Annotated in this window: 21 protein-coding genes; 7 read left to right on the top strand and 14 right to left on the bottom strand. The window is 68.7% G+C overall.

What is annotated here, in order from left to right:
• Nucleotides 1-162 precede the first annotated feature (162 nt).
• Nucleotides 163-1,761 carry an ABC transporter substrate-binding protein gene (locus ACWPN7_RS10455; RefSeq protein ID WP_492273272.1) on the bottom strand — a complete coding sequence of 533 codons (1,599 nt, stop codon included), beginning with the start codon at nt 1,759-1,761 and terminating at the stop codon, nt 163-165.
• 338 nt (nt 1,762-2,099) lie between these two features.
• Between ACWPN7_RS10455 and ACWPN7_RS10450 the strand changes: the two genes are divergently transcribed.
• Nucleotides 2,100-3,539 (top strand): aldehyde dehydrogenase family protein, encoded by a 1,440-nt coding sequence (locus tag ACWPN7_RS10450; protein ID WP_492273271.1) that lies wholly within the window; start codon nt 2,100-2,102, stop codon nt 3,537-3,539.
• Nucleotides 3,540-3,697: 158 nt separating this feature from the next.
• Here ACWPN7_RS10450 and ACWPN7_RS10445 read toward each other — a convergent pair whose 3' ends face one another.
• The 8 genes from ACWPN7_RS10445 to ACWPN7_RS10410 form a co-directional block, all read right to left on the bottom strand.
• Complete coding sequence (locus ACWPN7_RS10445) at nt 3,698-5,059, bottom strand: nucleobase:cation symporter-2 family protein (protein ID WP_459197324.1); 1,362 nt, start codon at nt 5,057-5,059, stop codon at nt 3,698-3,700.
• 296 nt (nt 5,060-5,355) lie between these two features.
• Nucleotides 5,356-6,600 (bottom strand): threonine ammonia-lyase, encoded by a 1,245-nt coding sequence (locus ACWPN7_RS10440; protein ID WP_149649434.1) that lies wholly within the window; start codon nt 6,598-6,600, stop codon nt 5,356-5,358.
• 16 nt (nt 6,601-6,616) lie between these two features.
• Complete coding sequence (locus ACWPN7_RS10435; protein ID WP_040138109.1) at nt 6,617-7,423, bottom strand: carbon-nitrogen hydrolase family protein; 807 nt, start codon at nt 7,421-7,423, stop codon at nt 6,617-6,619.
• A gap of 4 nt (nt 7,424-7,427) precedes the next feature.
• Entirely contained in the window at nt 7,428-8,483 is a 1,056-nt protein-coding gene (speB, locus tag ACWPN7_RS10430) for an agmatinase (RefSeq protein ID WP_459197323.1), read from the bottom strand.
• A gap of 51 nt (nt 8,484-8,534) precedes the next feature.
• Entirely contained in the window at nt 8,535-9,335 is an 801-nt protein-coding gene (locus ACWPN7_RS10425) for an ABC transporter permease (protein ID WP_014199844.1), read from the bottom strand.
• The gene (locus tag ACWPN7_RS10420) at nt 9,335-10,189 is read right to left on the bottom strand and encodes an ABC transporter permease (RefSeq protein ID WP_456522636.1); all 855 of its coding nucleotides are present in this window, start codon (nt 10,187-10,189) and stop codon (nt 9,335-9,337) included. Before ACWPN7_RS10420 ends, ACWPN7_RS10425 begins: the two co-directional genes overlap by 1 nt.
• Entirely contained in the window at nt 10,186-11,247 is a 1,062-nt protein-coding gene (locus ACWPN7_RS10415; protein ID WP_040138103.1) for an ABC transporter ATP-binding protein, read from the bottom strand. The genes ACWPN7_RS10420 and ACWPN7_RS10415 overlap by 4 nt, the downstream gene beginning before the upstream one ends.
• Nucleotides 11,248-11,425: 178 nt before the next feature.
• Complete coding sequence (locus ACWPN7_RS10410) at nt 11,426-12,547, bottom strand: ABC transporter substrate-binding protein (protein WP_492273270.1); 1,122 nt, start codon at nt 12,545-12,547, stop codon at nt 11,426-11,428.
• Between the two features lie 184 nt (nt 12,548-12,731).
• Here ACWPN7_RS10410 and ACWPN7_RS10405 point away from each other — a divergent pair, with 184 nt between their 5' ends.
• From ACWPN7_RS10405 to ACWPN7_RS10395, 3 genes are all read left to right on the top strand, one after another.
• Nucleotides 12,732-13,667, top strand: coding sequence for a LysR family transcriptional regulator (locus ACWPN7_RS10405; protein WP_456530726.1), 936 nt, complete (start codon nt 12,732-12,734; stop codon nt 13,665-13,667).
• A 98-nt stretch (nt 13,668-13,765) separates the two neighbouring features.
• Nucleotides 13,766-14,146, top strand: a complete 381-nt coding sequence (locus ACWPN7_RS10400) for a hypothetical protein (RefSeq protein WP_459197322.1) — start codon at nt 13,766-13,768, stop codon at nt 14,144-14,146.
• Between the two features lie 8 nt (nt 14,147-14,154).
• A complete protein-coding gene (locus ACWPN7_RS10395; RefSeq protein WP_282184623.1) occupies nt 14,155-14,331 on the top strand; it encodes a helix-turn-helix transcriptional regulator in 177 nt (58 codons plus the stop codon).
• Between the two features lie 31 nt (nt 14,332-14,362).
• Here the strand turns inward: ACWPN7_RS10395 and cysE are convergent, their stop codons facing one another.
• Nucleotides 14,363-15,247, bottom strand: a complete 885-nt coding sequence (cysE, locus tag ACWPN7_RS10390) for a serine O-acetyltransferase (RefSeq protein WP_137107179.1) — start codon at nt 15,245-15,247, stop codon at nt 14,363-14,365.
• Between the two features lie 339 nt (nt 15,248-15,586).
• Between cysE and ACWPN7_RS10385 the strand changes: the two genes are divergently transcribed.
• A complete protein-coding gene (locus tag ACWPN7_RS10385; protein ID WP_247891553.1) occupies nt 15,587-16,348 on the top strand; it encodes a transglycosylase domain-containing protein in 762 nt (253 codons plus the stop codon).
• Nucleotides 16,349-16,553: 205 nt separating this feature from the next.
• Here the strand turns inward: ACWPN7_RS10385 and ACWPN7_RS10380 are convergent, their stop codons facing one another.
• Nucleotides 16,554-17,102 carry an RNA polymerase sigma factor gene (locus tag ACWPN7_RS10380; RefSeq protein WP_459197321.1) on the bottom strand — a complete coding sequence of 183 codons (549 nt, stop codon included), beginning with the start codon at nt 17,100-17,102 and terminating at the stop codon, nt 16,554-16,556.
• A gap of 204 nt (nt 17,103-17,306) precedes the next feature.
• On the opposite strand from ACWPN7_RS10380, the gene ACWPN7_RS10375 reads away from it, so the two are divergent.
• Nucleotides 17,307-18,353, top strand: coding sequence for a FecR family protein (locus tag ACWPN7_RS10375; protein WP_459197320.1), 1,047 nt, complete (start codon nt 17,307-17,309; stop codon nt 18,351-18,353).
• A gap of 127 nt (nt 18,354-18,480) precedes the next feature.
• Nucleotides 18,481-20,772 carry a TonB-dependent receptor gene (locus ACWPN7_RS10370; RefSeq protein ID WP_459197319.1) on the top strand — a complete coding sequence of 764 codons (2,292 nt, stop codon included), beginning with the start codon at nt 18,481-18,483 and terminating at the stop codon, nt 20,770-20,772.
• Here ACWPN7_RS10370 and ACWPN7_RS10365 read toward each other — a convergent pair.
• From ACWPN7_RS10365 to ACWPN7_RS10355, 3 genes are all read right to left on the bottom strand, one after another.
• On the bottom strand, nt 20,724-22,274 hold the full coding sequence (locus ACWPN7_RS10365; RefSeq protein ID WP_200475837.1) for a tetratricopeptide repeat protein: 1,551 nt from the start codon (nt 22,272-22,274) through the stop codon (nt 20,724-20,726). The genes ACWPN7_RS10370 and ACWPN7_RS10365 overlap by 49 nt on opposite strands.
• A gap of 100 nt (nt 22,275-22,374) precedes the next feature.
• A complete protein-coding gene (locus ACWPN7_RS10360) occupies nt 22,375-24,666 on the bottom strand; it encodes an ATP-binding protein (protein WP_459197318.1) in 2,292 nt (763 codons plus the stop codon).
• A 185-nt stretch (nt 24,667-24,851) separates the two neighbouring features.
• Nucleotides 24,852-26,690 (bottom strand): PTS fructose-like transporter subunit IIB, encoded by a 1,839-nt coding sequence (locus ACWPN7_RS10355; protein WP_459197317.1) that lies wholly within the window; start codon nt 26,688-26,690, stop codon nt 24,852-24,854.
• Nucleotides 26,691-26,716: the final 26 nt, after the last annotated feature.

Genomic DNA, 26,716 nt, shown 5'->3' with positions numbered 1-26,716 from the left:
GAGGGGGATGCGCGTTGCGGAGCGTTCGGCAGAAGCGGAACCCCCTCACCCTAACCCTCTCCCCGCTTTCGGCGGACCGAAGGTCCGCCTGTCGCGTCAGCGCAAACGAAGTTTGCGCGAGAGCGGAGGGGAGAGGGGAAATGGAGGACCGCTCCCCCTTCGCTACTTCGCGGGGGTCACCTTCTGCGCCAGCGTGTACTGGTCTGCGCGCGGTTCGTAGCTCAGCCCCTTCTTCATCGCCCAGACCGTCACCTCGTAATGCAGGGGGATGATGATGTCGGCGTCCACCGCCCGCTTCACCGCGGCCTGGAGCAGCTTCTCCCGTTTGGCGTCGTCCACCGTCGCCAGCGCCGTGTCCAGCATGCCGTCCAGCTCCGGGTCGGAATAGCTGGTGTAGTTGGTCGTGCCGTAGCCCTTCTCCTTGATCGGCGTGGCGATCAGCGCCTTCAGCGGCGACGACATCTCGCCCGAATCGGCGCCCCAGCCGGCCAGGAAGACGCTGTATTCCTGCTTGTTGCGCTTGGAGAAGAAGACGTTGGCGGTGGTCGCGTCGACCTGGGTCTGCACGCCGATGCGGGTGAACATCTGGGCGACCGCCTGGGCCACCTTGTCGTCGTTGATGTAGCGGTCGTTCGGCGTGCCGAGGGTGAGCTGGAAGCCCTTCGGGTAGCCGGCCTCGGCGAGGAGCTGCTTGGCCTTGTTGGCGTCGGTGGCGACGGTGACCTCCGGGTTGTTGCCATAGAAGCCGGCGGGGAGGTACTGGTTCGCCGGCTCCGCCACGCCCATCATGATGCGCTTCACGATGGCGTCGCGGTCCACCGCCAGCGACAGCGCCTTGCGCACCTTCGGGTCCTTCAGCGGATTCTTGCCGTCGGTGCCGGTGATGGTCGGCGGGGTGTCCTGCACGCCCAGCGCCAGATAGATCACGCGGTTCGACTGGGCCTGGGCCAGGGAGACGTTGGGGGCGGACTTCAGCCGCTCGATGTCCTGCACCGGGGGCGATTCGATCATGTCCACGTCACCGGCGAGCAGGGCGGCGACGCGCGGCCCGTCGCTGGTGATCGGGCGGAAGACCACCGTGTCCCAGGCGGCCTGTGGACCCCAGTAGTCGGGGTTGCGCTCCAGCACCTGCCGGTCGCCCTTGGTGTAGGACTTGTGCTTGAACGGCCCGGTGCCGATCATCAGCGAGCCGTCGTTGAAGGCCTGCGTGGTCGGCCAGGAATTGGCTTTGCAGCCCGCCTTGTCGAAGGTGACGGCCTCGCCGCCCGCCGCCTTGGCGGAGATGATGCCGAAGGTCGACAGTTCCACCGGCAGAAGCGGGTAGGGCTTGCCGGTCTTGATGATCAGGGTGTGCGGATCCGGCGCCTCGATCCCCGCGATGCCCTTGGTGTAGACGGTGAAGGAGGAGGGGCTGTTGGCGACGTTCGGGATGCGGCAGACCGTGTAGACGAAATCCTGCGCCGTGAACTCGGTGCCGTCGTGGAACTTCACGCCCTTGCGCAGCTTGAATTCCCAGGTCGTCTCGTCGATGGCGCGCCAGCTTTCCGCCAGTTCGGGCTGGAGCCGCATCTTGGCGTCCATGCTGACCAGCGATTCGAACACATGCTTGCGGGCGCGCGTGTTGGGGCCGAGGTTGTGGTAGTGCGGGTCGAGCGCGCTCGGCTCCGCCGAGGTGCCCACCGTCAGGGTGGCGGCCTGAGACGGCGTCGGGGCCGCGGCCAGCAGGGCCAGGCAGGCCGCCGCCGGCAGGACTTGTTTCAAGGTTCCGGAACGCAGCGCATCCGCAAGACGCCGATGCCGATCACGTAAGGCCATCCCTCGTCCCCCTGATTGTACGTTTGATTTGTACCCGTGAAGCAGGCTCCCAGCCCTTTGGACCACGGTTGTTGCGGCCCGATTCTTGTCGTTCGGCTCGCCGCAAGCGGGGCGGCGGCACGTATGTGTTCAACGATCAGAGCTTGAAACCATTGATCTGTCAACAGGGTCTGGTCTTCTGACCTATCCGGTTTTTCCCCGATGGAAAGCTTTGGCAAACGGCGCCGGACGGGGCAGGATCGGTTCACCCGAAAACGCCAACGCAGAGAGCGAGGGGATTAGAGATGAAGACCTGCCAATCCTTCTACATCGGCGGCGCCTGGACCGAACCCGCGGCGGGCGCCACCGTGATGGAGGTGTTGAACCCGGCGACGGAGCAGGTGTCGGGCACCGTTGCGCTCGGCGGGCCGGAGGACGCGCAGCGCGCGGTGGCCGCGGCCCACGCCGCCTTCGACGGCTTTTCCCGCACCTCCCTGAACGAGCGGCTGGAGCTTCTGGCCGCCGTCTGCGCGCTCTTCGAGAAGCGCATGGACGAGGTGGCCGACGCCATCACCGAGGAGATGGGCGCGCCCCTGGCGGCGCTGTCCAAGCCGGCGCAGGCCTTCATGGGGCTGGCCCATTTCAAGACGGCCTTGGAGGCCGCCCGCGAGTACCCGTTCGAGCGGACCCGCGGCACCACCCGCATCCTGCGCGAGCCGGTCGGCGTCTGCGCCATGATCACGCCGTGGAACTGGCCGATCAATCAGATCGCCTGCAAGGTCGCCCCGGCGCTGGCCACCGGCTGCACGATGGTGCTGAAGCCCAGCGAGTTCGCCCCTTATTCGGCCTGGATCTTCGCGGAGATCCTGCACGAGGCCGGGGTTCCGGCGGGCGTCTTCAACATGTTCTACGGCGACGGCGCGGTGGTCGGCCCGGTCCTGGCCTCGCACCCGCTGGTCGACATGGTGTCGCTGACCGGCTCCACCCGCGCCGGGGCGTCGGTGTCCCACAACGCCGCCGACAGCATCAAGCGCGTGTCGCTGGAGCTGGGCGGCAAGTCCGCCAACATCATCTGCGAGAGCGCCGACCTGACCAAGGCGGTGACCCACGGCGTGCGGTCGATGATGTCCAACACCGGGCAGAGCTGCAACGCGCCGTCGCGCATGTATGTCCCGGCCTCCCGCCTGGACGAGGCGGAGAAGATCGCCGCCCAGGTCTGCGCCCGTCTGGTGGTCGGTGACCCGCGCGGCGACCGCACCGGCGTCGGCCCGATCGCCAACCAGCGCCAGTACGAGCGGGTGCAACGCCTGATCCAGGCCGGCATCGAGGAGGGGGCATCCCTGCTGTGCGGCGGTCCGGGCCGTCCGGAGGGGCTGGAGCGCGGCTTCTACGCAAAGCCCACCGTCTTCAGCCGCGCCACCGACACCATGACCATCATGCGCGAGGAGATCTTTGGCCCGGTCCTGACCATCCGCCCCTACGAGGACATCGAGGAGGCGATCCGCAGCGCCAACAACTCGCTCTACGGTCTGTCCGGCTACGTCTATGCCGGCACGGTGGACGAGGCGCGGGCGGTGGCGAAGCGTCTGCGCACCGGCATGGTGCATCTGAACGGCGCCTCCATCGACCTTGCCGCTCCCTTCGGCGGCTACAAGCAGTCCGGCATCGGCCGCGAGTGGGGCGAGGTCGGGTTCGAGGAGTTCCTGGAGACCAAGTCCGTCTACGGCAGCGAACCGGCCGCTTAAGGGGCTGAATTGGCGGTGAAATCCCCTTTCCCCTCCGGGGAGAAGGTTAGGGTGAGGGGGGTGCGCATTGCTGTACGTCCGGCAAATGCACAACCCCCTCACCGCCCGCTTCGCGGGCACCCTCTCCGCAGGGGGAGAGGGCTAGACGGTTCGTCCCCTTACGCCTCCGCGGTTTTGGCGGCGGCGACGAACTCCTCGCTGGTCGCCTTGCCCAGCCCGTTGAAAAACAGGTTCAGCAGAACCGCGGCGATGGTGCCCAGCAGGATGCCGCTGTGCAGCAGCGGCGCCAGGAAGGGCGGCATCTTCTGGAAGATCTTGTCGGCGACCAGCGGCACCATGCCCAGGCTGATGCTGATGGCGACGACGTAGATGTTGCCGCGGTTGGTCGTGTAGTCGACCTTCGCCAGGATCTTGATACCGGTCGCCGCGACCATGCCGAACATCACCAGACCGGCCCCGCCCAGCACATAGGTGGGAACGGAGGCGACGACGTGCGCCAGCTTCGGGAACAGGCCGAAGGCGATCAGGATGACGCCGCCCGCCACGCAGACCCAGCGGCTGCGCACCCCGGTGATCCCGGCCAGTCCGACATTCTGCGAGAAGGAGGTGTAAGGGAAGGTGTTGAAGACGCCGCCGATCAGCGTGCCCAGCCCGTCCGTGCGCAGGCCGCGGGTCAGCTGCTCCGGTGTCACCGGGCGGCCGACCATCTCGCCGACCGCCAGGAACATGCCGGTGGATTCGATCATCACGACGATCATCACCAGCGACATGGTCAGGATCGACCAGAACTCGAACACCGGCATGCCGAACTGGAACGGGTAGATCACGTCCACCCACTTGGCCTGTCCCACCCCGTCGAAGCTGACCAGCCCCAGAACCATAGTCAGGGCGAAGCCCGCGACGATGCCAAGCAGGACCGAGATGTTGGCCCAGAAGCCCTTGGCGTACTTGGTGATCAGCAGGATCACCGCCAGCACGAACAGGGCGACGCCGAGATAGAGCGGATCGCCGAAATTCGGATTCCCGGCCCCGCCGCCGGCCCAGGTGATGCCGACCCGCATCAGCGAGATGCCGATGATGGCGATCACGGTCCCCGTCACCACCGGCGGGAACAGCGGCAGCAGGCGGCCGACCAGCGGGGCGGCCAGCGTGGCGAAGACGCCGGCCCCGATCACCGCGCCATAGATGCCGAGAAGCCCCAGCGACGGGTTCCCAGCCATGGCGACCATCGGCCCGACCGCGGCGAAGGTGACGCCCATCATCACCGGTAGGCGGATGCCGAATTTCCAGAAGCCCAGCGTCTGGATCAGCGTGACGATGCCGCAGGCGAACAGGTCGGCGTTGATGAGCAGCGCGATCTGGTCCTTGGGCAGCTTCAACGCGCCGCCGATGATGAGCGGCACGGCGATGGCGCCCGCGTACATCACCATCACGTGCTGCATGCCCAGCGCCAGCAGGCGCAGCAGCGGAAGCCTCTCGTCAACCGGGTGGGGTCGGATTGGTGATTCCAGCGACGACATGATCCATGACCTCCGCGAATGAACAGGCGCGAAATGCATGACACGTGCCACAACCGGCGGGGCAGAGGATTTTGGTCCAGCCCGCCGGAATGTGCTGCGAAAGATGGCGGTGCCAGGGAGGGATGCGCAACGATTGGGCAGATCCATATCCCCTCTCTCCTCTGGGGAGAGGGTTAGGGTGAGGGGGTTGTGCGTGTCGGTACGCTCGGCAAAAGCGCAACCCCCTCACCGGCCCTTCGGGCCACCCTCTCCCCGGAGGGGAGAGGGCTATTCCACCGCAAGCGAAGGGACTCGGCTCAGGGCCGCGCGCTGGACAGCGGCTGGGCGGCTTCCGCCACCACCGCCTTGCGGACGGGCAGCCCGGCGCCGCGCAGGGCTTCGGTGATGCGGTCGCCGTGGCCCTCGTCCTCCACCTCGATCAGCAGGGCGACCTCGGCGGACTTGACGGAAAAGGCGCCGAACAGGCGCTGGTGCTGGACGTCGATGATGTTGCCGCCGCACTCCGCCACGATGCGGGCCACCTGGGCGAGCGCGCCGGGCTGGTCGGCCACGTCGATGTCCAGGTTGATCAGGCGCCCGTCGCGGGCGAAGCCGCGCATCAGCACGTTGGCGAGTGTGCGCGTGTCGATGTTGCCGCCCGACACGATCAGGCCGACCCGCTTGCCGCGGAAGCGCTCGGGGTGGAAGAGCAGGGCGGCCAGACCGGCGGCCCCGGCGCCCTCCGCGACGGTCTTTTCCACCTCGATCAGCATGGCGATGGCGCGCTCGATCACCGCCTCGGGCACCAGCACCACGTCACAGCCGTTCTGCTTCAGGATGTCCATGGGCCGGTCGCCGACGTCGCGCACGGCGATGCCCTCGGCCACGGTCGGGCCGCCGACCTTGACCGGCTGCCCGGCGAGGCGCTGCGCCGCGGCGGGGTAGGTCTCGACTTCCACCCCGACGACCTCCAGGCCGGGCCGCAGCGCGCGGGCGGCGACCGCGGCCCCGGCGGCCAGCCCGCCGCCGCCCACCGGGATAGCCAGCGCGTCGAGGTCCGGCACCTCCGCCAGCATCTCCAGCACGACGGTGCCTTGGCCGGCGATCACCGCGTCGTCGTCGTAGGGATGGACGAAGACCAGCCCCTCCCGCTTGGCGAGGTCGTGCGCGAAGGCCGCGGCCTCGGCCAGGGATTCGCCTTCCAGGATGACGGTGGCGCCGTGGTAGCGCGTGCGCTTGACCTTCACGAAGGGAGTGAAGCGCGGCATGACGATGGTCGCCGCAATGCCCAGCCGCTTCGCGTGGTAGGCCACGGCCTGGGCATGGTTGCCGGCCGACATGGCGATCACCCCGGCCTGCCGCTCCTCCGGCGTCAGGTGGAGCAACCGGTTGGCCGCCCCGCGCTCCTTGAAGGAGGCGGTGAACTGGAGATTCTCCAGCTTGACCCAGACCTCGGCGCCGGTGATCTGCGACAGGGTTTCCGAGCGCAGGAAGGGCGTGCGGCTGATGCGTCCGGCCAGCCGTTCGGCGGCGGCGTGAATGTCGTCGATGGTGACCGGCATGTGTCCTGTTCTTCCTCTACGAACCGCCCTTCCCAGGCGCGCTGGAGACCGCACCGTACAGGTCCGGGCGGCGGTCCGCCAGATGCGTGCCGACCCGGCGCAGGGCGGGGTCCAGATCGACGGTCAGCAACGCCTCGCCGTCGCCGGCCCGCGCCAGCACCGACCCGTCCGGCGCCGCCACGCTGCTGAGCCCGCAATAAATGAGTGTTCCCTCCTGCCCGCAGCGGTTGGCGTAAGCGACGAAGATGCCGTTCTCGAAAGCGCGGGCGGGGACGATGGTGGTGGCGACGATCTCGTAGGGTGTCATCAGCGCGGTCGGCACCAGCAGCAGGTCCACCCCGGCCAGCGCGTGGCGGCGCACCAGCTCCGGAAACTCCACGTCGTAGCAGATCGCCACGCCCACCCGCATCCCGCCAACCTCCGCGGTCGGGAAGGCGTCACCGCCCGGCGCGAAGGAGCCGCGGTCGAGATCGCCATAGAGATGCGCCTTGCGCTGGTTCAGCAGGGAGCGACCGTCCGACCCGATCAGTTGCGCGGCGTTGCAAACGGCGCCGTCCGCCCCGCGCTCCGGATAGCCGTAGAGAATGGCGATGCCGTGGCGCCGGGCGATGTCGGCGACCCGCGCGGCCATCGGCCCGTCCGCCGGCTCGGCCAGGGCGCACACCACCTCCGCGCCGATGTCGTAGCCGGTCAGGCCCATTTCCGGACCGACCAGCAGGGTGGAGCCGTTCTGTGCCGCCGCCGCCGCCGCCCGCTCCAGACGGTCGAGGTTGCGGTGCGGCGCACCGGACTCCGCGTCCGCCTGGAACAGGGTCAGCCGCATGCGGTCAGCCTTGCTTCTGGCGGTTGGCGAGGGCGCGGACCGACAGGCAGAGGATTTCGAACAGCATCTGCGCGCCGGCGTGGGCGGTGTTGGTCGTGGCGTCGTACTGCGGCGCCACCTCCACCACGTCGCCGCCGATGATGTCCAGCCCGTCGAGCCCGCGCAGGATCGCCAGGGCCTCGCGCGTGGTCAGGCCGCCGACCTCCGGGGTGCCGGTGCCGGGGGCGAAGACCGGGTCCAGGCAATCCACGTCGAAGGAGACGTAGACCGGCCCGTCGCCCACCACCTTGCGCGCCGTTTCGATGACGCTGGCGATGCCGCGCTCCGGGATGTCCTCCGCGTGGATCACGGTCATGCCGCTGTCGTAGGAGAACTCCCACAGATACTCGGTGCTGCCGCGGATGCCGATCTGCACCGTGCGCTCCGGGTCGAGAACGCCGTCCAGCACCGCCTGCCGGAAGGGGCCGCCATGGTGGAACTTGGCGCCCTCGTAGGGACCGCCGGTGTCGCAATGGGCGTCGAAATGGATCATGCCCACCGGACGCTCGCGGCCCAGTGCCTTGAGGATCGAATAGGTGATGGAATGGTCGCCGCCCACCGACAGCGGGATGACGCCGGCGTCCATCACGCGGTTGTAGAAGGCCAGTATGTCGCCGTGGCAGGCCTCCAGGCTGAAGCGGCTGGACAGCGGCACGTCGCCGACGTCGGCAAGCGTGCAGGAGGCCGCCGGGACCATGCGCAGGGCGTGCTCGTAGGGGCCGATGCGCTCCATCCCGCGCACGGCGCGCGGACCGAGGCGGGCGCCGGCCCGGTTGGTGACTCCCAGGTCCATCGGCACGCCGATCAGCGCGATGTCCAGCCCGCCGAAGTCCGCGGTGTCGGCCGCGTCGGGGCGGAAGGGGGCGTCGAGCAGGGTGGACACCCCGGCGAAGGGCTGCACCCGCTTGCCGCCGGAGAACTGGAGGGCGGCCACCCGCTGGAACTCCGGATCGTGGAAGTCGTCGCCGCCGGAGCCGCTGTACTTCGTACGCAAACGATCTAGCTTCTGAGGGTCGATCATCGTCCGGATCTCTTTGAAAAAGAAGGGGTTGTCGGTCGTCGTTCTTCGACGTCAGTCGTTCTTGGCCCAGGCGCCGAGCAGGCGGGGCAGGTCGCCGAACCACGCGATCAGCCCGAAGACCACCGCGGTCAGCGACACGAACAGCACCGTCACGGCGGCCATAGTCGGCGTGTAGCCGTAGCGGAGCGCGTTGAAGATCTTGATGGGCAGCGTTTCCAGCGTGAAGCCGACCACCATGTAGGCCACGATGTACTCGTTCAGCGACAGCACGAAGGCGAAGGCGAAGCCGGAGATCACGTAGGGCCGCACCAGCGGCATCACCACCGTGCGCAGCACCGTCCGGTCGTCCGCCCCCATGGTCGCCGCCGCCTCGACGTAGGAGCGGTCCACCGCCCCGAAGCCCAGCGACAGCGTGACCAGCGGCAGCGTCACGAAGAACACCGCGTGGCTGACCACTACCGTCCAGGGCGACCCGTACTCGCCGACCGCCGCCCAGAAGCTGAGGAAGCCCAGCGCGGTGATGACCGGCGGCAGGATGAAGGGCGTCATCCCCAGCACCTCGAACGCCCGCGCCCAGGGGGCGCGCCAGCGCCACAGGAACCAGGCCAGCGGGAAGGCGATCAGCACCGCCAGCGCCGCCGACAGGGTGGCGACGACGAGGCTGGTGATCAGCGCGCCGCGCCAGCCGGGATCGGTGAAGACCTCCGCGTACCAGGCGAGCGAGAAGCCCTGCGGCGGGAAGGTCAGCGCCTTCTTCTCGTTCACCGAGACGCCGGCCACCACCAGGATGGGGGCGGCCAGAACCAGGGCGATCAGACCGGCGGCCAGGGAATTCAGCGTGCGCATCAGCATCAGGCCGTCTCCTCCCGCCGCCCGGCGAGCAGGGCCAGCCCGACGAGGGCGAGGCTGACCAGCACCAGGAAGACGGCCATGGCCGCCGCGAAGGGCATGTTGGACTGGTAGATCGCCTGATCGGTGATGAGCACCGACAGCGTCCAATGCTGGGGCCGTCCCAGAAGCTGCGGCAGCAGGTAGGAGCCGAGCGCGAAGACGAACACCATGATCGTGGTCGCCACGATGGTGTTGCGCAGCCCCGGCACCACCACCGTGAAGAAGGCGCGCAGCGGCGAGGAACCGAGCGTGCGCGCCGCCTCCTCCAGATAGGGGTCGAGGCGGGCGAGCGCCGGGTAGAGCACCAGCACCGTGTAGGGGAAGGCCTGATAGACCAGCCCGGCCAGCAGCGCGCCGAAGCTCGGGCTGAGCGATTGCGGTTCGGCCATCAGGCCCAGCGCCACGAACAGGTTGGTGATGCCCGCGGTGCGCGACAGCAGGGTGGACCAAGCGAAGCCGATGATGACTTCCGACAGCGACAGGATCGACAGCAGGAAGACCAGCCAGCGGATCTGCGCCCCGCGCGGCAGTTTGACCAGCCGATAGGTGAAGGGGAAGGCGATGCCCACCGACAACACCGCGACCAGCGCCGCCAGCCCCAGCGAGAAGGACATCACCCCGCCGAAGAAGGTGGTCAGGAAGCGCTCGTAGTTGGCGAAGACGAGGTCCGGCTCGTAGAAGCCGCCGGGCACGCGCCGGAAGACGCTGACCGCGATCATCAGGCTGAAGGGGATGACGAAGAAGACGACCAGCATCAGCGCCGGGAACAGGATCGGCGCGTGCTCGGCCAGACCGCGGGGCGCGCGGCGGATCATTGCGGGCGCTCCGCCATTGGCGGCAGCACGACGCAGGCCGCCGGGGGGAACTCCACCGACAGGGCGCCGCCGGGGGCGACCGGCGGGCGCTCCTGCGGTCGCGACAGCGCGACGATCTCCCGCCCGGCCACGTCGATGCGGAACTCCACGCTGGCGCCGAGGTCGCGCATGAAGGACAGCGTGCCGGTCAGCCGGTTCGGCCCGTCCGTCCCGGCGGGGTGGACGACCACGTCCTCCGGGCGGACGGACAGCAGGACGCGGCCGGTCGGCGGCAGGTCCGGCAGGTGCAGGGTGCCGCCGGGCACGGCGGCGGTGCCTGGGGCGGTGACCTCGCCCTCCAGCAGGTTGGTCATGCCGATGAAGTCGGCGACGAAGGCGTCGGCGGGCTGGCGGTAGACCTCCATCGGCGGGGCCGCCTGATGGATGCGGCCCTGCGACATCACCACCACGAGGTCGGCCATGGTCATCGCCTCCCGCTGGTCGTGGGTGACGACGATGGTGGTGATCCCCAGCCGCTGCTGAAGCTGCTTCAGCTCGATCTGCATGGCCTCGCGCAGCTTGGCGTCGAGCGCCGACAGCGGCTCGTCGAGCAGGAACAGCTTGGGCGACAGCGCCAGCGCGCGGGCGATGGCGACGCGCTGCCGCTGCCCGCCCGACAGCTTGGAAACCGGCCGGTCGGCCACGCCGGGCAGGCGCACCAGCTCCAGCAGCTCGTCGGCGCGCTTGCGCTGCTCGGCCTTCGTGGCGCCGCGGATGCGCAGGGGGTAGGCGATGTTCTCCCCCGCCGTCAGGTGCGGGAAGAGGGCCAGCGACTGGAACACCATCCCGAACTCCCGCGTGTGGGCGGGGGCCGTGGTGATGTCGCGTCCGTCGATGACCAGCCGTCCGCCGGAGGGGTCCTCCAGCCCGGCGATCATGCGCAGCAGCGTCGTCTTCCCGCAGCCGGACGGGCCGAGCAGGCAGACGAATTGCCCGTGCGGGATGCGCAGCGACGCGCCGTGCACCGCGGTCACGGGACCGTATCGTTTGGTGAGACCGTCGAGGACAAGAGCTGACATGGGATGGCTTTTTGACTGTCGTTCACAACGGGCTTTTTCCCCTCGCCCCTCTGGGGAGAGGGTTAGGGTGAGGGGGCGCCCGCAAGGGCGTCCACGCACTGCAATGAGCCAGCGTGGTCGGCCTGCAGCCGCCCCCTCATCCCATACCCTTCTCCCCAGAGGGGAGAAGGGCTGTCACTCACCCGACGATCATTTCCGTCCACTTCTGGTTCAGCCAGTCGGACTTGCTCGTGTACAGGTCGTAGCGCGGGATGATCGGCGCGATGTCGGAGGACACGGCGGCGAACTCCTGGTCGGTCAGGTCGGTCAGCTTGCGGTCGATGGTCGGGGCGGTGCCGACCTTGCGCGACAGCAGGGCCTGGATCGACGGCTGGCACATGTAGTCCACGAAGACATGGGCGAGATCGCCGGCCTTGGAGGCGCGGGTGACCGCCCAGCTGCCGGAGTTGAGGATGCCGCCCTCCTTCGGGAAGGTCGAGCGCACCGGCTGCCCGTCCGCGGCGGCAAGGCCGGTCACATCGTGGTAATACTGGCCCATCGGAATCTCGCCGGATTTCAGCGAGGCCTCGAACTGCGCCTCGTCGCGGTACCAGAGCTTCACGTTGGACTTCAGCTCCGCCAGCTTCTTGAAGCAGTCGAGCTGCCCCTGCTCGCTGTCCAGATGCTTGGTGCCGCCGAAGAAAGTGGCCGCCGTGACCTCCAGCAGGAAGCTGTTGCTGACCAGCGCCAGCAGGCCCAGCTTGTCCTTGTTCGCCGGGTCCCACAGCGCCGCCCAGCTGTCTGGAGCCTGCGGGTAGCTCTTGGTGTTGGTGACCAGCGTGATGTACCAGGACACCGCGCCGATGCCGCTGACCTTGCCGTCCGGGTATTTGTTGATGAGGTGCGGGACGACCTTGGCAGCGTTGGGGATCTTCGACAGGTCGAAGGGCGCCCACAGCTCCGCCGAGGCCCCCTTCAGCATCGCCACCTGCGACATCATCGAGACGTCGGCGGGCGCCTGACGGGCGCGGGCCGCCTGTTCGAGCTGGACCAGCCACGCTTCGCCGGTCGGCTCGGCAATGGCCTCCACCGCGATGCCGGTGGCCTTAGAGAATTCCGGGAAGATGTGCTTTTCGAAGGATTCCTTGAAGTAGCCGCCGTAGACGCCGACCTTCAGCGTCTTCGACTGGGCGCGGACGATGTTCGGAAAGCCGATGGCGGCCACCGTGGCCAGCGTGCCCGCTCCGGCCAGGACGGCGCGCCGGCTGATGCCGCCGGTCAAAGCGGCGTGAAGTCCCTGCTTACCCGTCGTCTCGTTCATGGATGCGACCTTTCCTTGCGGACGAGCTTATCTGTTCGTGAGGCCAACATTGCGGCCTGCGATCATTAGACCCCCGGCGCCGTTGCCCGAAAATCAGAAAGTTTTGTACCTTACTTCGATCCAGGCCGAAGTATCGGGGGGCCGGACCCGGCGGGCGGGGCAGGGGAGGGCGGGCGTCGTGGCGATGATTCAGCTGGAAACCGTGGATCTGCGCCTGTTGCGGTTGTTCATGACCATCGTCGAGGCCGGCGGATTCAGTGCGGCGCAGAGCGAACTGAACCTGTCGCTGTCCACCATCTCAACCCATTTCGCCGATCTGGAGACGCGGTTGGGCCTGCGGCTGTGCCGGCGGGGACGGTCGGGATTCCAGCTCACCCCGGAAGGGCAGGCGGTCTATGACGAGGCGCGGCGCGTGTTCGACACGCTGGAGCGGTTCCGCGGGCGGGTGCGCGGCCTGCGCGAGCGGCTGACCGGCACGCTGGCTGTCGGGCTGGTGGACAACACGCTGACCGACCCGCGCGCCCCGCTGGAGCGTGTCTTCGCCCGCTTCACCGAGGCGGCGCCGGAGGTCTCGCTGATCATCAACGTGCGCCCGCCGAACGAGCTGCTGCGCGACGTCATCGGCGGGCAGTTGCAACTCGCCATCGCCAGCTTTCCGCGCATCGTGCCCAGCCTGTCCTACCAGGACCTTTACAACGAGACGATCCACTTCTGCGTGGCGGACGGGCACCCGCTGTTCACCCTGCCGGACGAGGCCATCGACCTGGACGAAATCCGCCGCTACCGGCTGGTCGCGCGCAGCTATTGGGGATCGCGCGACCTGAAGATCTTCGCCATATCAACGCCCAAGGCGACGGTCAGCGACATGGAGGGGGCGGCGCGGCTGATCCTGTCCGGCGCCTACGCCGGCTATCTGCCGGACCATTACGCGGCCCCCTACGTCAAGGCCGGGCGGCTGCGGATTCTGCTGCCGAAGGTGCTGTCCTATCAGGCGCCCTTCCAGGTCGCCTTCGACGCCAACCGCTCCAAAAGCCCGGTGGTGGACCTGTTCATCGCCCTGACCCGCGAGGAGATGACCGCGCCGGAATTCCGAAGCGCTCCCGTTGTCCGACCGGCCTGATCGTGGCCCGGTGCGGCGCAATGTAAAGCACGCTTGACAGTGACGAGGCGTCGTGTGTAAAGCCTCCTTGTCATTGGGCGGCATGGAGGGAGCAGGGGATGTTCAGCATCAAGCGCTACGGCGTCGAATTGTCCGGGGCTCTGGCTCTCTACGTGGCGCTTCTGCTCGGTGCCAACGCGGCGGACCAGTTGCTCCAACCGGAAGGCACGATGAAAATGGCGATCGCGATTCTGCCGATCCTCGGCACGGTCGCCGTCACCTGGACAGTCTTGCGGGGGCTGCGGCGAATGGACGAGCTTCAGCGCCGCATTCAGTTTGATGCGATCGTCCTGTCCTTCACGGGAACGGCCCTGGCGACTTTCGCCTGGGGATTTGCGGAAGGTGCCGGCGCGCCGGAACTGCGGGCCTTCCATGTCTGGCCGCTCATGGCGGTGCTGTGGGTCGTCGGGGTGTGCGTAGCCCAGTGGCGCTACCGATGAGAAACGCGGTGAAAGACATCCGCACGGCCCGCGGTTGGAGCCAGAGTGAACTGGCGGAGCGCCTTCAGGTGTCCCGCCAGACCGTCAATTCGATCGAGAACGGGCGCTACGACCCCAGCCTTCCGCTGGCCTTCGCCATCGCCCGGACGTTCGGCCTGACCATCGAGGAGATTTTCTTTCCCTGAGGGATGTCCGGCCCGGAATCCGCCGGTACCGTCAGATGTGATATTCCGGCTCCGGCACCGTCTGGTCCATGGCAAGCGCCGGCACCGTGTCGCGGCACCAGCCGACGATCCGCGCCGGAACGCCGACCACGGTGGCGCAGGGCGGCACGTCCTTCAGCACCACGCTGCCGGCTCCGACCTTGGCGCGGCTGCCGATCTCGATGTTGCCGAGGATCTTGGCCCCGGCGGACAGCAGGACGCCGTCGCGCACCTTCGGGTGACGGTCGCCATGCTCCTTGCCGGTGCCGCCGAGCGTGACCTCCTGCAGGATCGAGACGTCGTTGCCGACCACCGCGGTCTCGCCGATCACCACGCCGGTGCCGTGGTCGATGAAGACGCCGCGTCCGACCGGGACCGCCGGGTGGATGTCCACCGCGAACACCTCCGACACCCGGCTTTGCAGGAAGTGGGCGAGGTCGCGCCGCTCGCGCCGCCACAGCCAGTGGCCGATGCGGTGCCATTCCAGCGCGTGGAAGCCCTTGTAGTAGAGGAAGGGCGTCAGGCAGTTGTCCGCCGCCGGGTCGCGCGTGCAGATGGCCTGGAGGTCGGAGCAGGCTTCCTCCACGATGCAAGGTGCGTCGGCGACCGCTGAGCGCACGAGCATCGCGAGCTGGTCGGCGGAGATGTAGGAGTCGCCCAGCTTGCGCGCCAGCAGGCTGCCCAGCGCCGACGGGAAGTCGTGGTGCAGCAGGATGGCGGTGTCGATGAAGGGGCGCAGCCAAGGCTCCTTGACGACGACGTTCTCCGCCTCGGCGCGCAGCATCGCCCACATGCCGTCGACGCCCTCCAGAAGGGGCGATTCCGGGCGGTCCAACCCCTTGAGGTTCTGGTCCTTAAGGCCCTGATCCTTAAAGCAGGGGGCGACGATGTGATTCATGGTAGGCTTGTCCTGATGTTCCCGACCGGTCCGGCCGTCGGTCCGGTCATGGGGCCTTCAACAGGCCGGACGAAAGCCTAGCACGCCGCTTTCCGGAAGGGGAGCCATGTTGCGGGGAATGAAGGGCCACCACGAATTTTTGCACATTTTCACACTGTGAAAATTGCCGACCCACTCAGACAGCCCCATCCGCGCAGCGGGCGGGTTTACAGATGATCACATAGTCGCCGGTGTAGGGGCTGGACACGACCTGCGTGTTCCTGGTGCCGAATTTTTCCGGCAAGGCGGTGGCGTTCACCGTGATCCACAGACGTTCCCGCCCTTTTCAGCGCGCGCTGCATGACGCTGGAAACCATCGCACCGCTCGGCAATAATGCCACAATCATAATGAACGCTTCGGCTCATACATCACGCCTTGGGAAACGACCCATGAGACGAATTTTCAAGCTCGCAGGTCTTCTTGTTGGTTTGCTTGTCGTCGCGGCCATTGCTTACGGCGGAAAAGGATATTGGGACGCTCTATCGGATGCTCCGCAATTGCGTCAGCGCGCAGACGATCTGATAGCTCAGGGGCTGGGAGGAGATTCGCTCGGCGCGGACCATCTGGCGATGTTGCTGACAGTTGAAGACCCAAATTTCGTCGATCACGCCGGAGTGGATTTTTCGACCCCTGGGGCTGGAGCGACGACAATCACGCAATCGGCTTCCAAGCGCCTTGCTTTCGAAAAATTTCAACCGGGCGTCGGAAAGATACGACAAACCGGGTACGCGATGGGCCTGGAAAGCCGACTCTCCAAGGATCAGATTCTGGCCCTTTGGCTCGATACACTGGAAATGGGTGAAGGTCCGGAAGGCTGGGTGACGGGCTTTCATAAGGCAAGTTCAGCAATCTATGGGCGACCGCCGGCTGAGTTGAGCAGTACGGAATTTGCTCGATTGGTCGCCGTTCTCATCTCGCCAGCATCCTTCAAGCTTCGTGACAATGATCCCGCGCTCAACGAGCGTGTCAGGCGGATTGAACGCTTGGTGGCAGGAGCGTGTGTTCCCGAAGGACATAGTGACGTTTGGCTCGAAGGGTGCCGACAGCATTCCAATAGCTGAGCGGCACCAGCAGCTTCATCCTGCGGGCAACGGCGTGCAGCGCAAGCCTAACTTGTTTATTTTCCATAAGATACCTTATGGGATTTATCTGCTGTTCCGAACGAAACACCATCATGCATACACCCGGCACCGGATCCGTGCATCTGCTTCCCGTGATCCGGGGTCGGACCGCCCTCCCGGTCTCGATCGGGAGCGCGGTCCGCGGCTAGGGCGTCCCGCCGGACCGGCTCCCGGTCGGTTCGGGGCGGTCGCGGCGCGCCATGGTGTCCACGAAATGGCCCATCGCCAGTTTCATGTCGTTGAAGACCGTGCCCTGCGACACACCCAGATGGGCGGCGATCTGGGGATAGGACAGGCCTTCGACCCGGTTCAGAAGCCACACCTGCCGGGCCCGCGCCGGCAGACGGTCCAGGGCGTCCATGAAGCACGACAGCCGCTCGCGGTGCAGCAGGCGTTCTTCCGCCGAAGGGCTGTCCGATGCGATGCCCAGCGCCTCGACGGTGTCCGCCGGGCCGGCCTCGAACCGCTCCTGGGTCCGGCAGCGCCGGAGATGGTCCAGCGCGAGGTTGTGGACCGTCCGGTGAAGGAAAGCCCCGATGTTGTCGATGGGGCCCCTCTCCACCGCCTTGCAGGCGCGCAGGTAGCTTTCCTGCAGCAGATCCTCGGCAACCTGAAGATCACGCACGATCTTCATCGCGCACCCGAACAACGAGCGGCGGTGATCGAGATAGATCGCAATCAGGCTTGCGGACATGATAGCCCTTGTCGGTACGGCGGCGAAAAGGACACCACCGCGGTCGGTGCGACATCGGCGGCCTTGCAACATCGAGATTGATAATGATTCTCAATTTCAGATGTCAAGCCGGTTGGACGGGCGCGGGACCGATCACCATCTGCGGGCCATGGGCTGCGGTTTGTGAATTGTGACCCGCCAAGCGATGAAACGTCTCAACTGTACGTGAGTCCGGTCAAGGAAGAGTGGAAGACCAGCGTGGAGCAGGACAAGGCAAACGGCGGACAGGATGCCGGGGCCTACCGGCATGCGGACCCGATCACGGACGAGGCGCTCACCTGGTTCGTGACGCTTCTCGACGCGCCCGTAGACCCGGACACCCGAGCCGCCTATCAGGCATGGCGGAACCGCGACCCGCGCCACGCCGCGGCGTTCGACCGCCTGTCGTCGCTTGGGAGCATGCCCGAATTGCAGGCCGCGACGCTCGCCCATCACCCGCAGACGGCCACTTCGCCGACGGCCGGCCGGTCCGCGGCGCGGCGGCGGTCCGGGCGGTTCGGCGGCTGGCGGGCCTCGCTGGCCGCCGCCGCGCTGCTGCTGGCCATCGGCGTCCATCTCCAGCCCACATTGACGCTCCGCCTGACCGCCGACCACCGCACCGCCGCCGGGGAGCGGCGGGAAATCGCCCTGCCCGACCGGTCCCTGCTGATCCTCGACACCGACTCCGCGGTCGCGCTCGATTTCGCCGAGGGTCGGCGCCATGTCCGGCTGCTGCGCGGGCAGGCCTACTTCGACGTGGTCAGCGACCCCGCCCACCCCTTCCGCGTCACCGCCGGCTTCAGCGAGGTGGAGGTGACCGGCACCGCCTTCACCGTGCGGTCGGACGGCGGGCAGGACGCCGTCTTCCTGGAGCGCGGGCGGGTGTCGGTCAGCCGGCGGGAACCGCCGGGCCAGACGGTGTCCCTCGTTCCGGGTGACCGGGTGACGGCCACGGTGGACGGCCTGTCGGCGCCCGCCCGCCCGGACCCGGCGGTTGCGCTTGCCTGGAAGGACGGGCGCTACGTGTTCCACGACCAGCCCTTCGCCGCGATCGTCGACACCATCCGGCGCTACCATGGCGCACCGATCATCCTGATCGGCGACCGGCTGGCCGGCGCGCGGGTCAGCGGAAACTACCGGCTGGACGATCCCATCGCGGCGCTCCGCTCGCTGGCCGACGTCGTGGGCGCCCGCGTGACCGAGCTTCCCGCCGGGATCATCCTGCTTCGATAGGCTTTGTCCTTCTTTCAGGATTTTTTTGTGAGACGCCACGCCCCCGCGCGTCTGCCGAAAAGAGGGGGCACGGTTCATACACCGGTAATCACGCCCCCGCCACCAGCGCAGACGGGAGTTGTGAGGCATGGAAGGCCGGACGGTTTCGACAGGCAAGTTCTTGGTGTGCGCGCGGGGAACCGCCGCCCGGCATCTGATCCTGGCCCTGATGGCGACCACCGCGCTCGGCGGCGTCCTGGCCCTCCCCTCCCCGTCCCTGGCCCAGCCAGCCGCATCCACCGCGCAGACGATGGCCTTCGCGCTGCCGGCGCAGCCCCTGCCCGCGGCGCTCGACGCCTTCGCGCGGCAGACCGGCTGGCAAATCGGCTATTCCGCCGATCTGGCCGCCGGGCGCAGCTCCCGTCCGGTGTCGGGCAGCATGACGCCGGCCCAGGCGCTCGACACTTTGCTGTCCGGAACGGGCGTCGGCTACCGCACGACCGGCACCGGCTCCGCGACGCTGGTTCCGGCCCCGACCGGCGACGTCACCATGCTGGCGCCGGTGTCGGTCACCGCCTCGACCGGAGCCGGCAGCGGAAGCGGCAACATCACCATCACCAAGGAGGACCTGGAGCGCAAGAATCCCAGCGACCTCCGCGATGTCTTCTCCGGTGAGCCGACGATCCGCGTGGGCAGTTCCGTGCCGATGTCGCAGAAGGTCTATGTGAACGGCGTCGAGGAAACCAATCTGGCCGTCACCATCGACGGCAGCCGCCAGAACAACAAGGTCTTCCACCACAACGGCACCACGCTGATCGACCCGGCGCTGCTGAAGGTGGCGCGGGTGGACGCCGGCGTTGCCCCCGCCGATGCCGGGCCGGGCGCGCTCGCCGGCTCCATCGCCTACGAGACCAAGGACGCCAGCGACTTCCTGGCGAGCGACGGCATCGGCGCCTTCGGCAAGACCACCTTCAACACCAACGGCTCCGGCCTGACCACCAACCTCGCCGGCTTCGGGCGCCACCAGGGGCTGGAGGCGCTGGGCACCGTGACCTACGGCAAGGGCGGCAAATACACCGCGGGCAACGGGCGCAAGGTGGACGGCACCGAGACGGACGTGGTCAGCGGTCTCGGCAAGGCGGCGGTGCAGACGGAGAGCGGCCACCGCTTCCAGGCCAGCTACGAGCGGGTCTACGACGACGCGCCGCGGCCCTTCCGCGCGAACATCGGGTCGCTGGCCGGCCGCCCGGCCTGGGAGCCGCGCGTGCGCGACTACTCGCTCGACCGCCAGAACATGGTCTTCACCTACACCGACGCCCTGCCGACGGAGCTGTGGAACCCCAAGCTGGTGCTCGCCTATGGCCGCACCGACGTGGAGACGCCGATCTTCACCCGCCCGGTCGGCAGCAGCACCGTGCCGGGGAGCTACCCGGGCAAGGGGGCGACCAGCTCCTTCAACGGCAAGCTGGAAAACACCTTCGGCTTCCGGTTCGGCACCGTGACGGCAGGCACCGACTTCTACGTGGACCGCGCCAACTACCGGGACCGGACGATGACCGCGACCGAGCGGGCGCGCAACAACGGCCTGTACGGTCAGGCCCGGCTGGAGCCGATGGAGCGTCTGCGCCTGTCCTTCGGCCTGCGCGGCGACCGCCAGACCTTCGAGGGGACGACCGGACGGGAATGGACCAACCACGGCCTCAGCCACAACCTCTCGGGCGAGTTCGACCTGCTGCCCCGCTACCTGACCGCCAAGGCCGGCGTGTCCCGCGGCTGGGGCGGCGTCCAGCTGGCCGAGAACTACATCATGAACCCGGCCTGGAACTACGGCGCCGGCCCGCGCCCGGTGACGGCCTACAACAGCACCGCCGGGCTGGAGGCCCGCTACGAGGGCTTCACCGCGGAAGGCCGGATCTTCCGCACCAAGCTGGACGACGCCCGCGCCGCGCGCTTCGCCGCCACGAGCGCCACCCTTGCCCGCGACGTGCGGTCGGAAGGCTATGAGCTGGGTCTCGGCTACGCCTGGACGAACGGCTTCATCCGCGCCAAATACGCCGACATCGACGTGAAGATCGACGGGCTGCCCGCGGATTCCGACACTGGGACCTACCTCGCCACGCCGATCGGGCAGGTCTTCACCGTCGGCGGCGCCCACACCGTGCAGTCCTGGAACCTGACCTTCGGCGCCGACGTGGAGTTCGTGCTCGACTACGACAAGGTCCAGGCCGGGCAGCGGCCGCTGAAGGGCTATCAGACGGCCAACCTGTTCGTGGAGCACCGGCTGCCGGAACACGCCAACCTGGCGCTGCGCCTCGACGTCCGCAACCTCTTCGACGAGACCTACGCCGACCGCGCCACCTACGGGCAGGAGTTCGGCACCGTCACCCCGCTCTACCAGCCGGGCCGGGCCTTCCTGCTCAGCGCCTCGGCGCAGTTCTGATCCCACGCCGCGGCGGCGGCGGCAAGGTCATGGCCCAGGCGGGCCATGACCGGCCCCCAGTCGCCAGGCGAGTCCTGACGGTAGAGGCGCATCGTCGGGTACCACGGGCTGTCGTCGCGCCCGCGCAACCAGCGCCAGCAGGCGTCGGCGCGCGACAGCATCCACACTGGGCGCCCAATGGCGGCGGCGAGGTGGGCGACCGACGTGTCCACGGTGACGACGAGGTCGAGATGCGCCGCGATGGCCGCGGTGTCGGCGAAGTCGGTCACGCCCGCTATGGGATCGGTGAACAGGCCCGCCGCAACGGCGGCCTGCGCCTGTTCCGCCGCGTCCCCGACCTGGAGGCTGACCGCCGCGATCCCCGGCACCGACAGCAGCGGTTCCATCAGCGCGAAGGGCACGCTGCGGCGGCGGTCCATCGCGTGCGAGGTGGGGTCGTGGCGCCGCGGGTTGCCCGACCAGACGAATCCCACGCGCAACGGGCGCTTTCCGGCGGAGTCTCCGGTCCGGTTCCAGCCGAGCCGCTTCGCCCAGGCCGCCACCAGATCGGGGGGCGGCATGATGTAGGGGACGCCGGAGGGGATCCCGTCGATGCGCGTTCCGAAGGCGAAGGGCAGGCTCATCAGCGGGCAGCACAGGTCGAAACGCGGCAGCGCCGCCGCGTCGTCGTAGGTGGCCAGACGGTCGATGCCCCGCACGGAGGCCAGAAGACGGCGCAGCTCCGGCTGGACGATCAGCAGCACCCGCGCGCCGCGATCGGCCAGCAGCGGCGCGTAGCGGACGAATTGCAAGGTGTCGCCCAAGCCTTGCTCGTAATAGAGGAGGATGGTCCTGCCGGCGATGTCCTCGCCCCGCCACACCGGCTTGCCGGACAACGCCGCGGATTGTCCGGTGTAGTCCCAGCGCCGTTCGTAAAGCGCCAGCCCCTCTTCGAAATCGCCGAGCGCCAGCTTCAGCACCGCCAGCTCGCAGACCGGGTGCGGATGGTTCGGGCGCAGGGACTTGGCGGTTTCCAGCGCCACTTCCGCCTCGTCGAACCGGCCCGCGTCGCGCAGCGCGATCCCCAGATTCAGGAGCGTCTCGAAGTGCGCCGGGTCGAGGGCGGCGGCGCGTCCCAGCCAGGGCACGGCTTCGCCGATCCGGCCATCGGCGGCCAGGGCGGAGCCGAGATTGCCCGGAACGCCGCGCGCCGCCGGCTCCAGCGCCAGGGCGCGGGCGAAATGACGGATGGCCTCGTCGTAGCGACCGGCGGCCTTCAGCGCCGCGCCCAGATTCCCGAGGAAGTCGGTGTTCAGCCCGTCCCGTGCCACCGCGGCGCCGATCAGCGCGACGGCTTCGGCGGGACGGCCCCGCTGCCCGGCGACGATGCCCAGCAGATGCGAGGCGTGGGCCTGCTCCGGATCGGCGTCCAGAATGCGCTGGTAGATGATCGCCGCCTCGTCCAGCCGCCCGGCCTGATGGTGGTCGATGGCGACCGCGTAGGCTTCCTCGATCGTCGCCATGCCCCCGCACCCCGCGCTGCAATCGTCAAACGGGAAATCGTCGAACGGACCCGCCTTGCAGTAAACCGGAACCGGCGCGGCGCGCAAGCATCCGCCGGCGTCACGCGCCTTCCCTCTCCGGCGTGGCGGAAGGCAGGCGGATGACGAAGCGCGCCCCGCCCGCCCCTTCCTCTCCCTCCTCCAAGCCAATGGTGCCGCCGAGCTGGCTGACCGCGTTGTGGACGATGTGCAGGCCGAGCCCGGCGTGCCCGCGGTCGCGGCGCGTGGTGAAGAAAGGGTCGAAGATCCGCGCCCGAAGCTCCACCGGGATGCCCCGCCCGTCGTCGGCGACGGCCAGTTCCACGACATCCGCCGCGGCCTTGCGGGCGCGGACCGTCACGGTGCCGCACCGCCCATTCCCGTCCGTCCCCTCCCCGCCCGAGAAGCCGTGGTTGACCGCGTTCAGCAACAGGTGCGAGACGATCTGCGCGATGGTCTGCGGGTAGCCGTCCATCATCAGTCCCGGCGGGCAGTCCACGACGACCCGGTGCTCCGCCGGTTCCCAGAAGGCTCCCAGCGCCTCCACCGCCTGCATCAGGCAAAGGCGAAGGTCGAAGCGCCGGCGCTTCTCGCCGGCCGGGTCCACCGCCAGCTCCTTGAAGCGCTGCACCAGTTCCGCCGCGCGGACGGTGTTGCTGACCATCAGGTCGGACACGTCGCCCATGTCGGTCAGAAAACGCTCCAGCTCGCGGCGGCGCAACTGGCCGGAATCGAGAAGGCGCTTCATCTTCGGCACCTTCTCGCGGATTAGGGTCGAGGTGGTGAGCGTGATGCCGAGCGGTGTGTTGATCTCGTGCGCCACGCCGGCCACCACCTGCCCCAGCGCGGCCAGCTTCTCCGCCTGCACCAGATGGGCCTGGGTCCGCCGCAGCTCCGCCAGGGTCGAATCCGCCTGCTCCTTGGCGCGGCGCAGTTCTTCCTCGCGGCGGTTGATCTCGGCGGCGAAGTGATGGACGGCGCGGGCCATGTCGCCCAGCTCGTCCCGCCGCTCCAGGTCGGTCACCTGCCCGTCGCGCGGGTTGTGGGCCAGCCGCCGGGTGGCGCCCTGAAGCCGGCGCAGGGGCCGGGTGATGCCGCCGGCCACCAGGAGCGCCGCACCGGCGGCGAACAGCAGGCCGATGGTCGCCCCGATGAGCAGGGTGGAGCGCAGCAGGCCGGCGCTGCGCACCGCGCTGTCCTGGAACAGGTCGTTCAGACGGCGGGCGGTGTTCATCACCGCGGCGGCGTCCATGTCCATCGCCGCGATGGCCCCGTTCTGGCGGGCCAGCCCGTCGGTGGCGCGCTCCAGCCCGTCGCGCCACGCGGTGATGGCGGCGAGCATCCCGTCCTGGATCAGCGGGGAGATGGGCAGCCCGGCCACCCGGTCGCGCAGCCGCCCGCTGTCGGTGGCGACGTCGCGCAGGCTGCGGGGGTCGCGCCGCTCCAGCGCCCTCAGGGTCCGCCCGCTGAGGGTCAGGGCGGTCATGGCGAGCGTCTGGGTCTCCTGCTCCATGGCGTGGGCCGACACGGTGTGGTGCAAAAGCTCCGCCACCTCGTCCTGGGCGACGCTGTAGCCGGTGTCGGCGGCTTTCAGGACCCGCCCGGCGAGCGCGTCGTAGCGGGGCGCCAGTTCCGGGAGCGTCGTCCGGTCCAGCCGTTCGGCCCGCAACCGGGTCAACTCGTCCAGCGCCGTCCCACGGACAATGTCGGCGGGAAGCGACGCGGCAAGACCCTCGGCGGCCCGCTCCACACGGTCCAGCCAGAGGGCCAGGGCATCGGGCCGCGCCGCCTCGTCCTTCGCGGCCAGCCGGGCGTTCAGAATCGCTTCCCGCAGCCTGTGCAGCCCGTCCACGAGATCGCGGCTGTCGCGCATCCGCCGGTCGGCCTCGGCCAGGGAGGCGACGAGCGCCGCGTTGGTGGCGTGCTGCCGCTGACGCGCCTGTTCGGCCAGACCGAGCAGCCGCGTCTCCTGCTCCGCCATGCCGCGGGCGCGGGCGTCGCTGACGGTGATCGCGTCGACCAGCTCCTCCAGCCGGGCGGCGTGACGGTCGGACGCGCGGCGGGCGGTCTCCACGGCGTCGGCCTGGATGCCCCGGTCCGCCAGCCCGCCCAGCGCGTCCAGCGCCGTCTGCGCGCCGTGGGTAGCGCGGCGGAAGGTGACCTCATGGGGGAGTCGGCTTTCCGGGGGGGAATGGATGAAGTCGTTGCGGGCCGCGGTGGCGGCAATCATCTCGCGGTAGACGGTGCCGGCCAGGACCGCGGCCTCGCGCGAACGGCCGGCGCGCTCCAGCAGAATCCAGGCGGACACCGCGATCAGCGCCGCGATGACCACCGGGATTCCACCCACCGTCGCTATGCGATACGAGATCCTCATCACGCTCCGCCGGCTGCCGTTCCTCCAGGGGACTGCGGAACAGGCCGGCGGCGGAACATCGCAAAGCTAGCGATAGCACTCTGGAGTTGTCGAGTTCTTTCAATTTTGGCGAAAATTAAAACTAATTTGTGGTAGAGCCGACAATCAGCGAGTGCGGTATCAGCGGGTGCGGTCGTCCCGCCCTTTCAGCGTCCAGCCCCGCTGGGCGCGGGGCTGGACGAGGTCGGGGCCGCCGTGTCGAGGGCCGGGGCCGCGGCCGGGTCGGCCTCGACGCGGCGCTTCAGAATCATCAGGCCGAGCGTCGTGACGATGGTCCCGGCGACGATGGCCAGGACATAGGGGCCGAGCGGCGCCACCGCGTTGGGGATGGCCAGCACGAAGACGCCGCCGTGCGGCGCCCGCAGGCCGCAGCCCAACCACATCGACAGGGCGCCGGCCACCGCCGATCCGGCCATGGCCGCGGGGATAACGCGCAGCGGGTCCTTGGCGGCGAAGGGAATCGCCCCTTCCGTGATGAAGGCGAGGCCGAGCACGCCGGCGGCCTTGCCCGCCTCGCGCTCCTGCATGGTGAACCGGCTGGGCACGACCATGGTGGCGAGCGCCAGCCCGAGCGGCGGCGTCATGCCCGCCGCCATCACCGCGGCCATCGGCGTGTAGGTGTTGGAGGCCAGAAGCCCGACCGCGAAGGTGTAGGCCGCCTTGTTGACCGGCCCGCCCATGTCCAGCGCCATCATGGCGCCGAGCAGCGCGCCCAGCGCCACCGCGTTGGCCCCGGTCATGCTCTGCAGGAAGGCGGTCAGCCCGTTCATGATCGCGGCGACCGGCGTGCCGATGACGTAGACCATCAGCAGACCGACCGCCAGCGTGCCCAGGAGCGGGATGATCAGCACCGGCTTCAGCCCCTCCAGATTCTGCGGCAGCCGGATGGTGTCGCGCAGCCAGCGGGCGATGTAGCCGGCCAGGAATCCCGCCACGATGCCACCCAGGAAGCCGGCGCCGATCTTGGCCGCCAGCATCCCGCCGATGAAGCCGGGGGCGAGGCCGGGCCGGTCGGCGATGGAATAGGCGATGTAGCCCGCCAGAACCGGCACCATCAGCCCGAAGGCGGCCTCCCCGCCGATCTGCATCAGCGCCGCCGGCAGGGTTCCCGGCTCCTTGAAGGCCTCGATGCCGAAGACGAAGGACAGTGCGATGAGCAGACCGCCGGCCACCACGAAGGGCAGCATGAAGGACACGCCGGTCAGCAGATGCTTGTAGGGGCCGGACTGCGTCTCCTTCTGCCGCGCCTTGGCACCCGACACCGCCTCGGCGTAGGCGGGCGCGGCGGTGCTCCCCGTCGCGGCCGGAGCCGGCAGGGCGAGCGCCTCGTCGATCACGCGGGCGGGCTGTTTCAGCGCCTCCCCCACCGAGGTCTTCAGCAGGCGCTTGCCGGCGAAGCGGTCGGTGGCGACGTGGGTGTCGGCGCCGATGATGACGGCCTCGGCCTCGGCGATCTCCTCCTCCGTCAGCGCGTTCTTCGCACCGACCGAGCCCTGGGTCTCGACCTTGATGCGGTAGCCCTTGGCCTGGGCGGCCTGCTTCAGCGCCTCCGCCGCCATGAAGGTGTGGGCGATGCCGGTCGGGCAGGCGGTGATGGCGACCAGCAGGCCGGGGCTGCGCACCGCGGTCGGTGTCGGCTTTGGGGCGGGCTGCGGAGCGGCGGTTTCGGGTTGCGCACCGGGAGCATGGCCCAGGGCGTTGCCAATCACCGTCTTGGTGTCACGGATGGCGGCGGCGGTGGAGGTGCGCAGGATCGGCTTGCCGACAAAGCGGGAATCGTCCACGGCGATGTCGGTGGCCAGGATCACCGCGTCGGCCGCCGCGATGTCGGCAGCGGAGAGCGGCGTCTGCACGCCGTTCGACCCCTGGGTCTCCACCGCGATGGCGTGGCCCATCAGCGCGGCGGTGCGGCGCAGCGCCTCGGCCGCCATGACGGTGTGGGCGATCCCCGTCGGGCAGGCGGTCACAGCCACGAGCTTTGCCATCGCGATCCCTCCGGCGCTGAAACCCT

Source organism: Azospirillum sp. UENF 312511 (assembly GCF_058780635.1).
The sequence above is the reverse complement of the archived record's forward strand: the minus strand, read 5'-3'. Positions and strand labels throughout refer to the sequence as shown.

What these genes read in the sequence shown, in the direction of transcription:
- ACWPN7_RS10380 (WP_459197321.1), bottom strand. Translation starts at nt 17,102, where the DNA reads ATGTCCGCAAGCCTGATTGCGATCTATCTCGATCACCGCCGCTCGTTG.
- ACWPN7_RS10410 (WP_492273270.1), bottom strand. Translation starts at nt 12,547, where the DNA reads ATGAACGAGACGACGGGTAAGCAGGGACTTCACGCCGCTTTGACCGGC.
- ACWPN7_RS10440 (WP_149649434.1), bottom strand. Translation starts at nt 6,600, where the DNA reads ATGCCGGTCACCATCGACGACATTCACGCCGCCGCCGAACGGCTGGCC.
- ACWPN7_RS10405 (WP_456530726.1), top strand. Translation starts at nt 12,732, where the DNA reads ATGATTCAGCTGGAAACCGTGGATCTGCGCCTGTTGCGGTTGTTCATG.
- speB (WP_459197323.1), bottom strand. Translation starts at nt 8,483, where the DNA reads ATGATCGACCCTCAGAAGCTAGATCGTTTGCGTACGAAGTACAGCGGC.
- ACWPN7_RS10415 (WP_040138103.1), bottom strand. Translation starts at nt 11,247, where the DNA reads ATGTCAGCTCTTGTCCTCGACGGTCTCACCAAACGATACGGTCCCGTG.
- ACWPN7_RS10435 (WP_040138109.1), bottom strand. Translation starts at nt 7,423, where the DNA reads ATGCGGCTGACCCTGTTCCAGGCGGACGCGGAGTCCGGTGCGCCGCAC.
- ACWPN7_RS10365 (WP_200475837.1), bottom strand. Translation starts at nt 22,274, where the DNA reads ATGGCGACGATCGAGGAAGCCTACGCGGTCGCCATCGACCACCATCAG.
- ACWPN7_RS10355 (WP_459197317.1), bottom strand. Translation starts at nt 26,690, where the DNA reads ATGGCAAAGCTCGTGGCTGTGACCGCCTGCCCGACGGGGATCGCCCAC.
- ACWPN7_RS10445 (WP_459197324.1), bottom strand. Translation starts at nt 5,059, where the DNA reads ATGTCGTCGCTGGAATCACCAATCCGACCCCACCCGGTTGACGAGAGG.
- cysE (WP_137107179.1), bottom strand. Translation starts at nt 15,247, where the DNA reads ATGAATCACATCGTCGCCCCCTGCTTTAAGGATCAGGGCCTTAAGGAC.
- ACWPN7_RS10420 (WP_456522636.1), bottom strand. Translation starts at nt 10,189, where the DNA reads ATGATCCGCCGCGCGCCCCGCGGTCTGGCCGAGCACGCGCCGATCCTG.
- ACWPN7_RS10400 (WP_459197322.1), top strand. Translation starts at nt 13,766, where the DNA reads ATGTTCAGCATCAAGCGCTACGGCGTCGAATTGTCCGGGGCTCTGGCT.
- ACWPN7_RS10385 (WP_247891553.1), top strand. Translation starts at nt 15,587, where the DNA reads ATGACGCTGGAAACCATCGCACCGCTCGGCAATAATGCCACAATCATA.
- ACWPN7_RS10360 (WP_459197318.1), bottom strand. Translation starts at nt 24,666, where the DNA reads ATGAGGATCTCGTATCGCATAGCGACGGTGGGTGGAATCCCGGTGGTC.
- ACWPN7_RS10425 (WP_014199844.1), bottom strand. Translation starts at nt 9,335, where the DNA reads ATGCTGATGCGCACGCTGAATTCCCTGGCCGCCGGTCTGATCGCCCTG.
- ACWPN7_RS10370 (WP_459197319.1), top strand. Translation starts at nt 18,481, where the DNA reads ATGGAAGGCCGGACGGTTTCGACAGGCAAGTTCTTGGTGTGCGCGCGG.
- ACWPN7_RS10450 (WP_492273271.1), top strand. Translation starts at nt 2,100, where the DNA reads ATGAAGACCTGCCAATCCTTCTACATCGGCGGCGCCTGGACCGAACCC.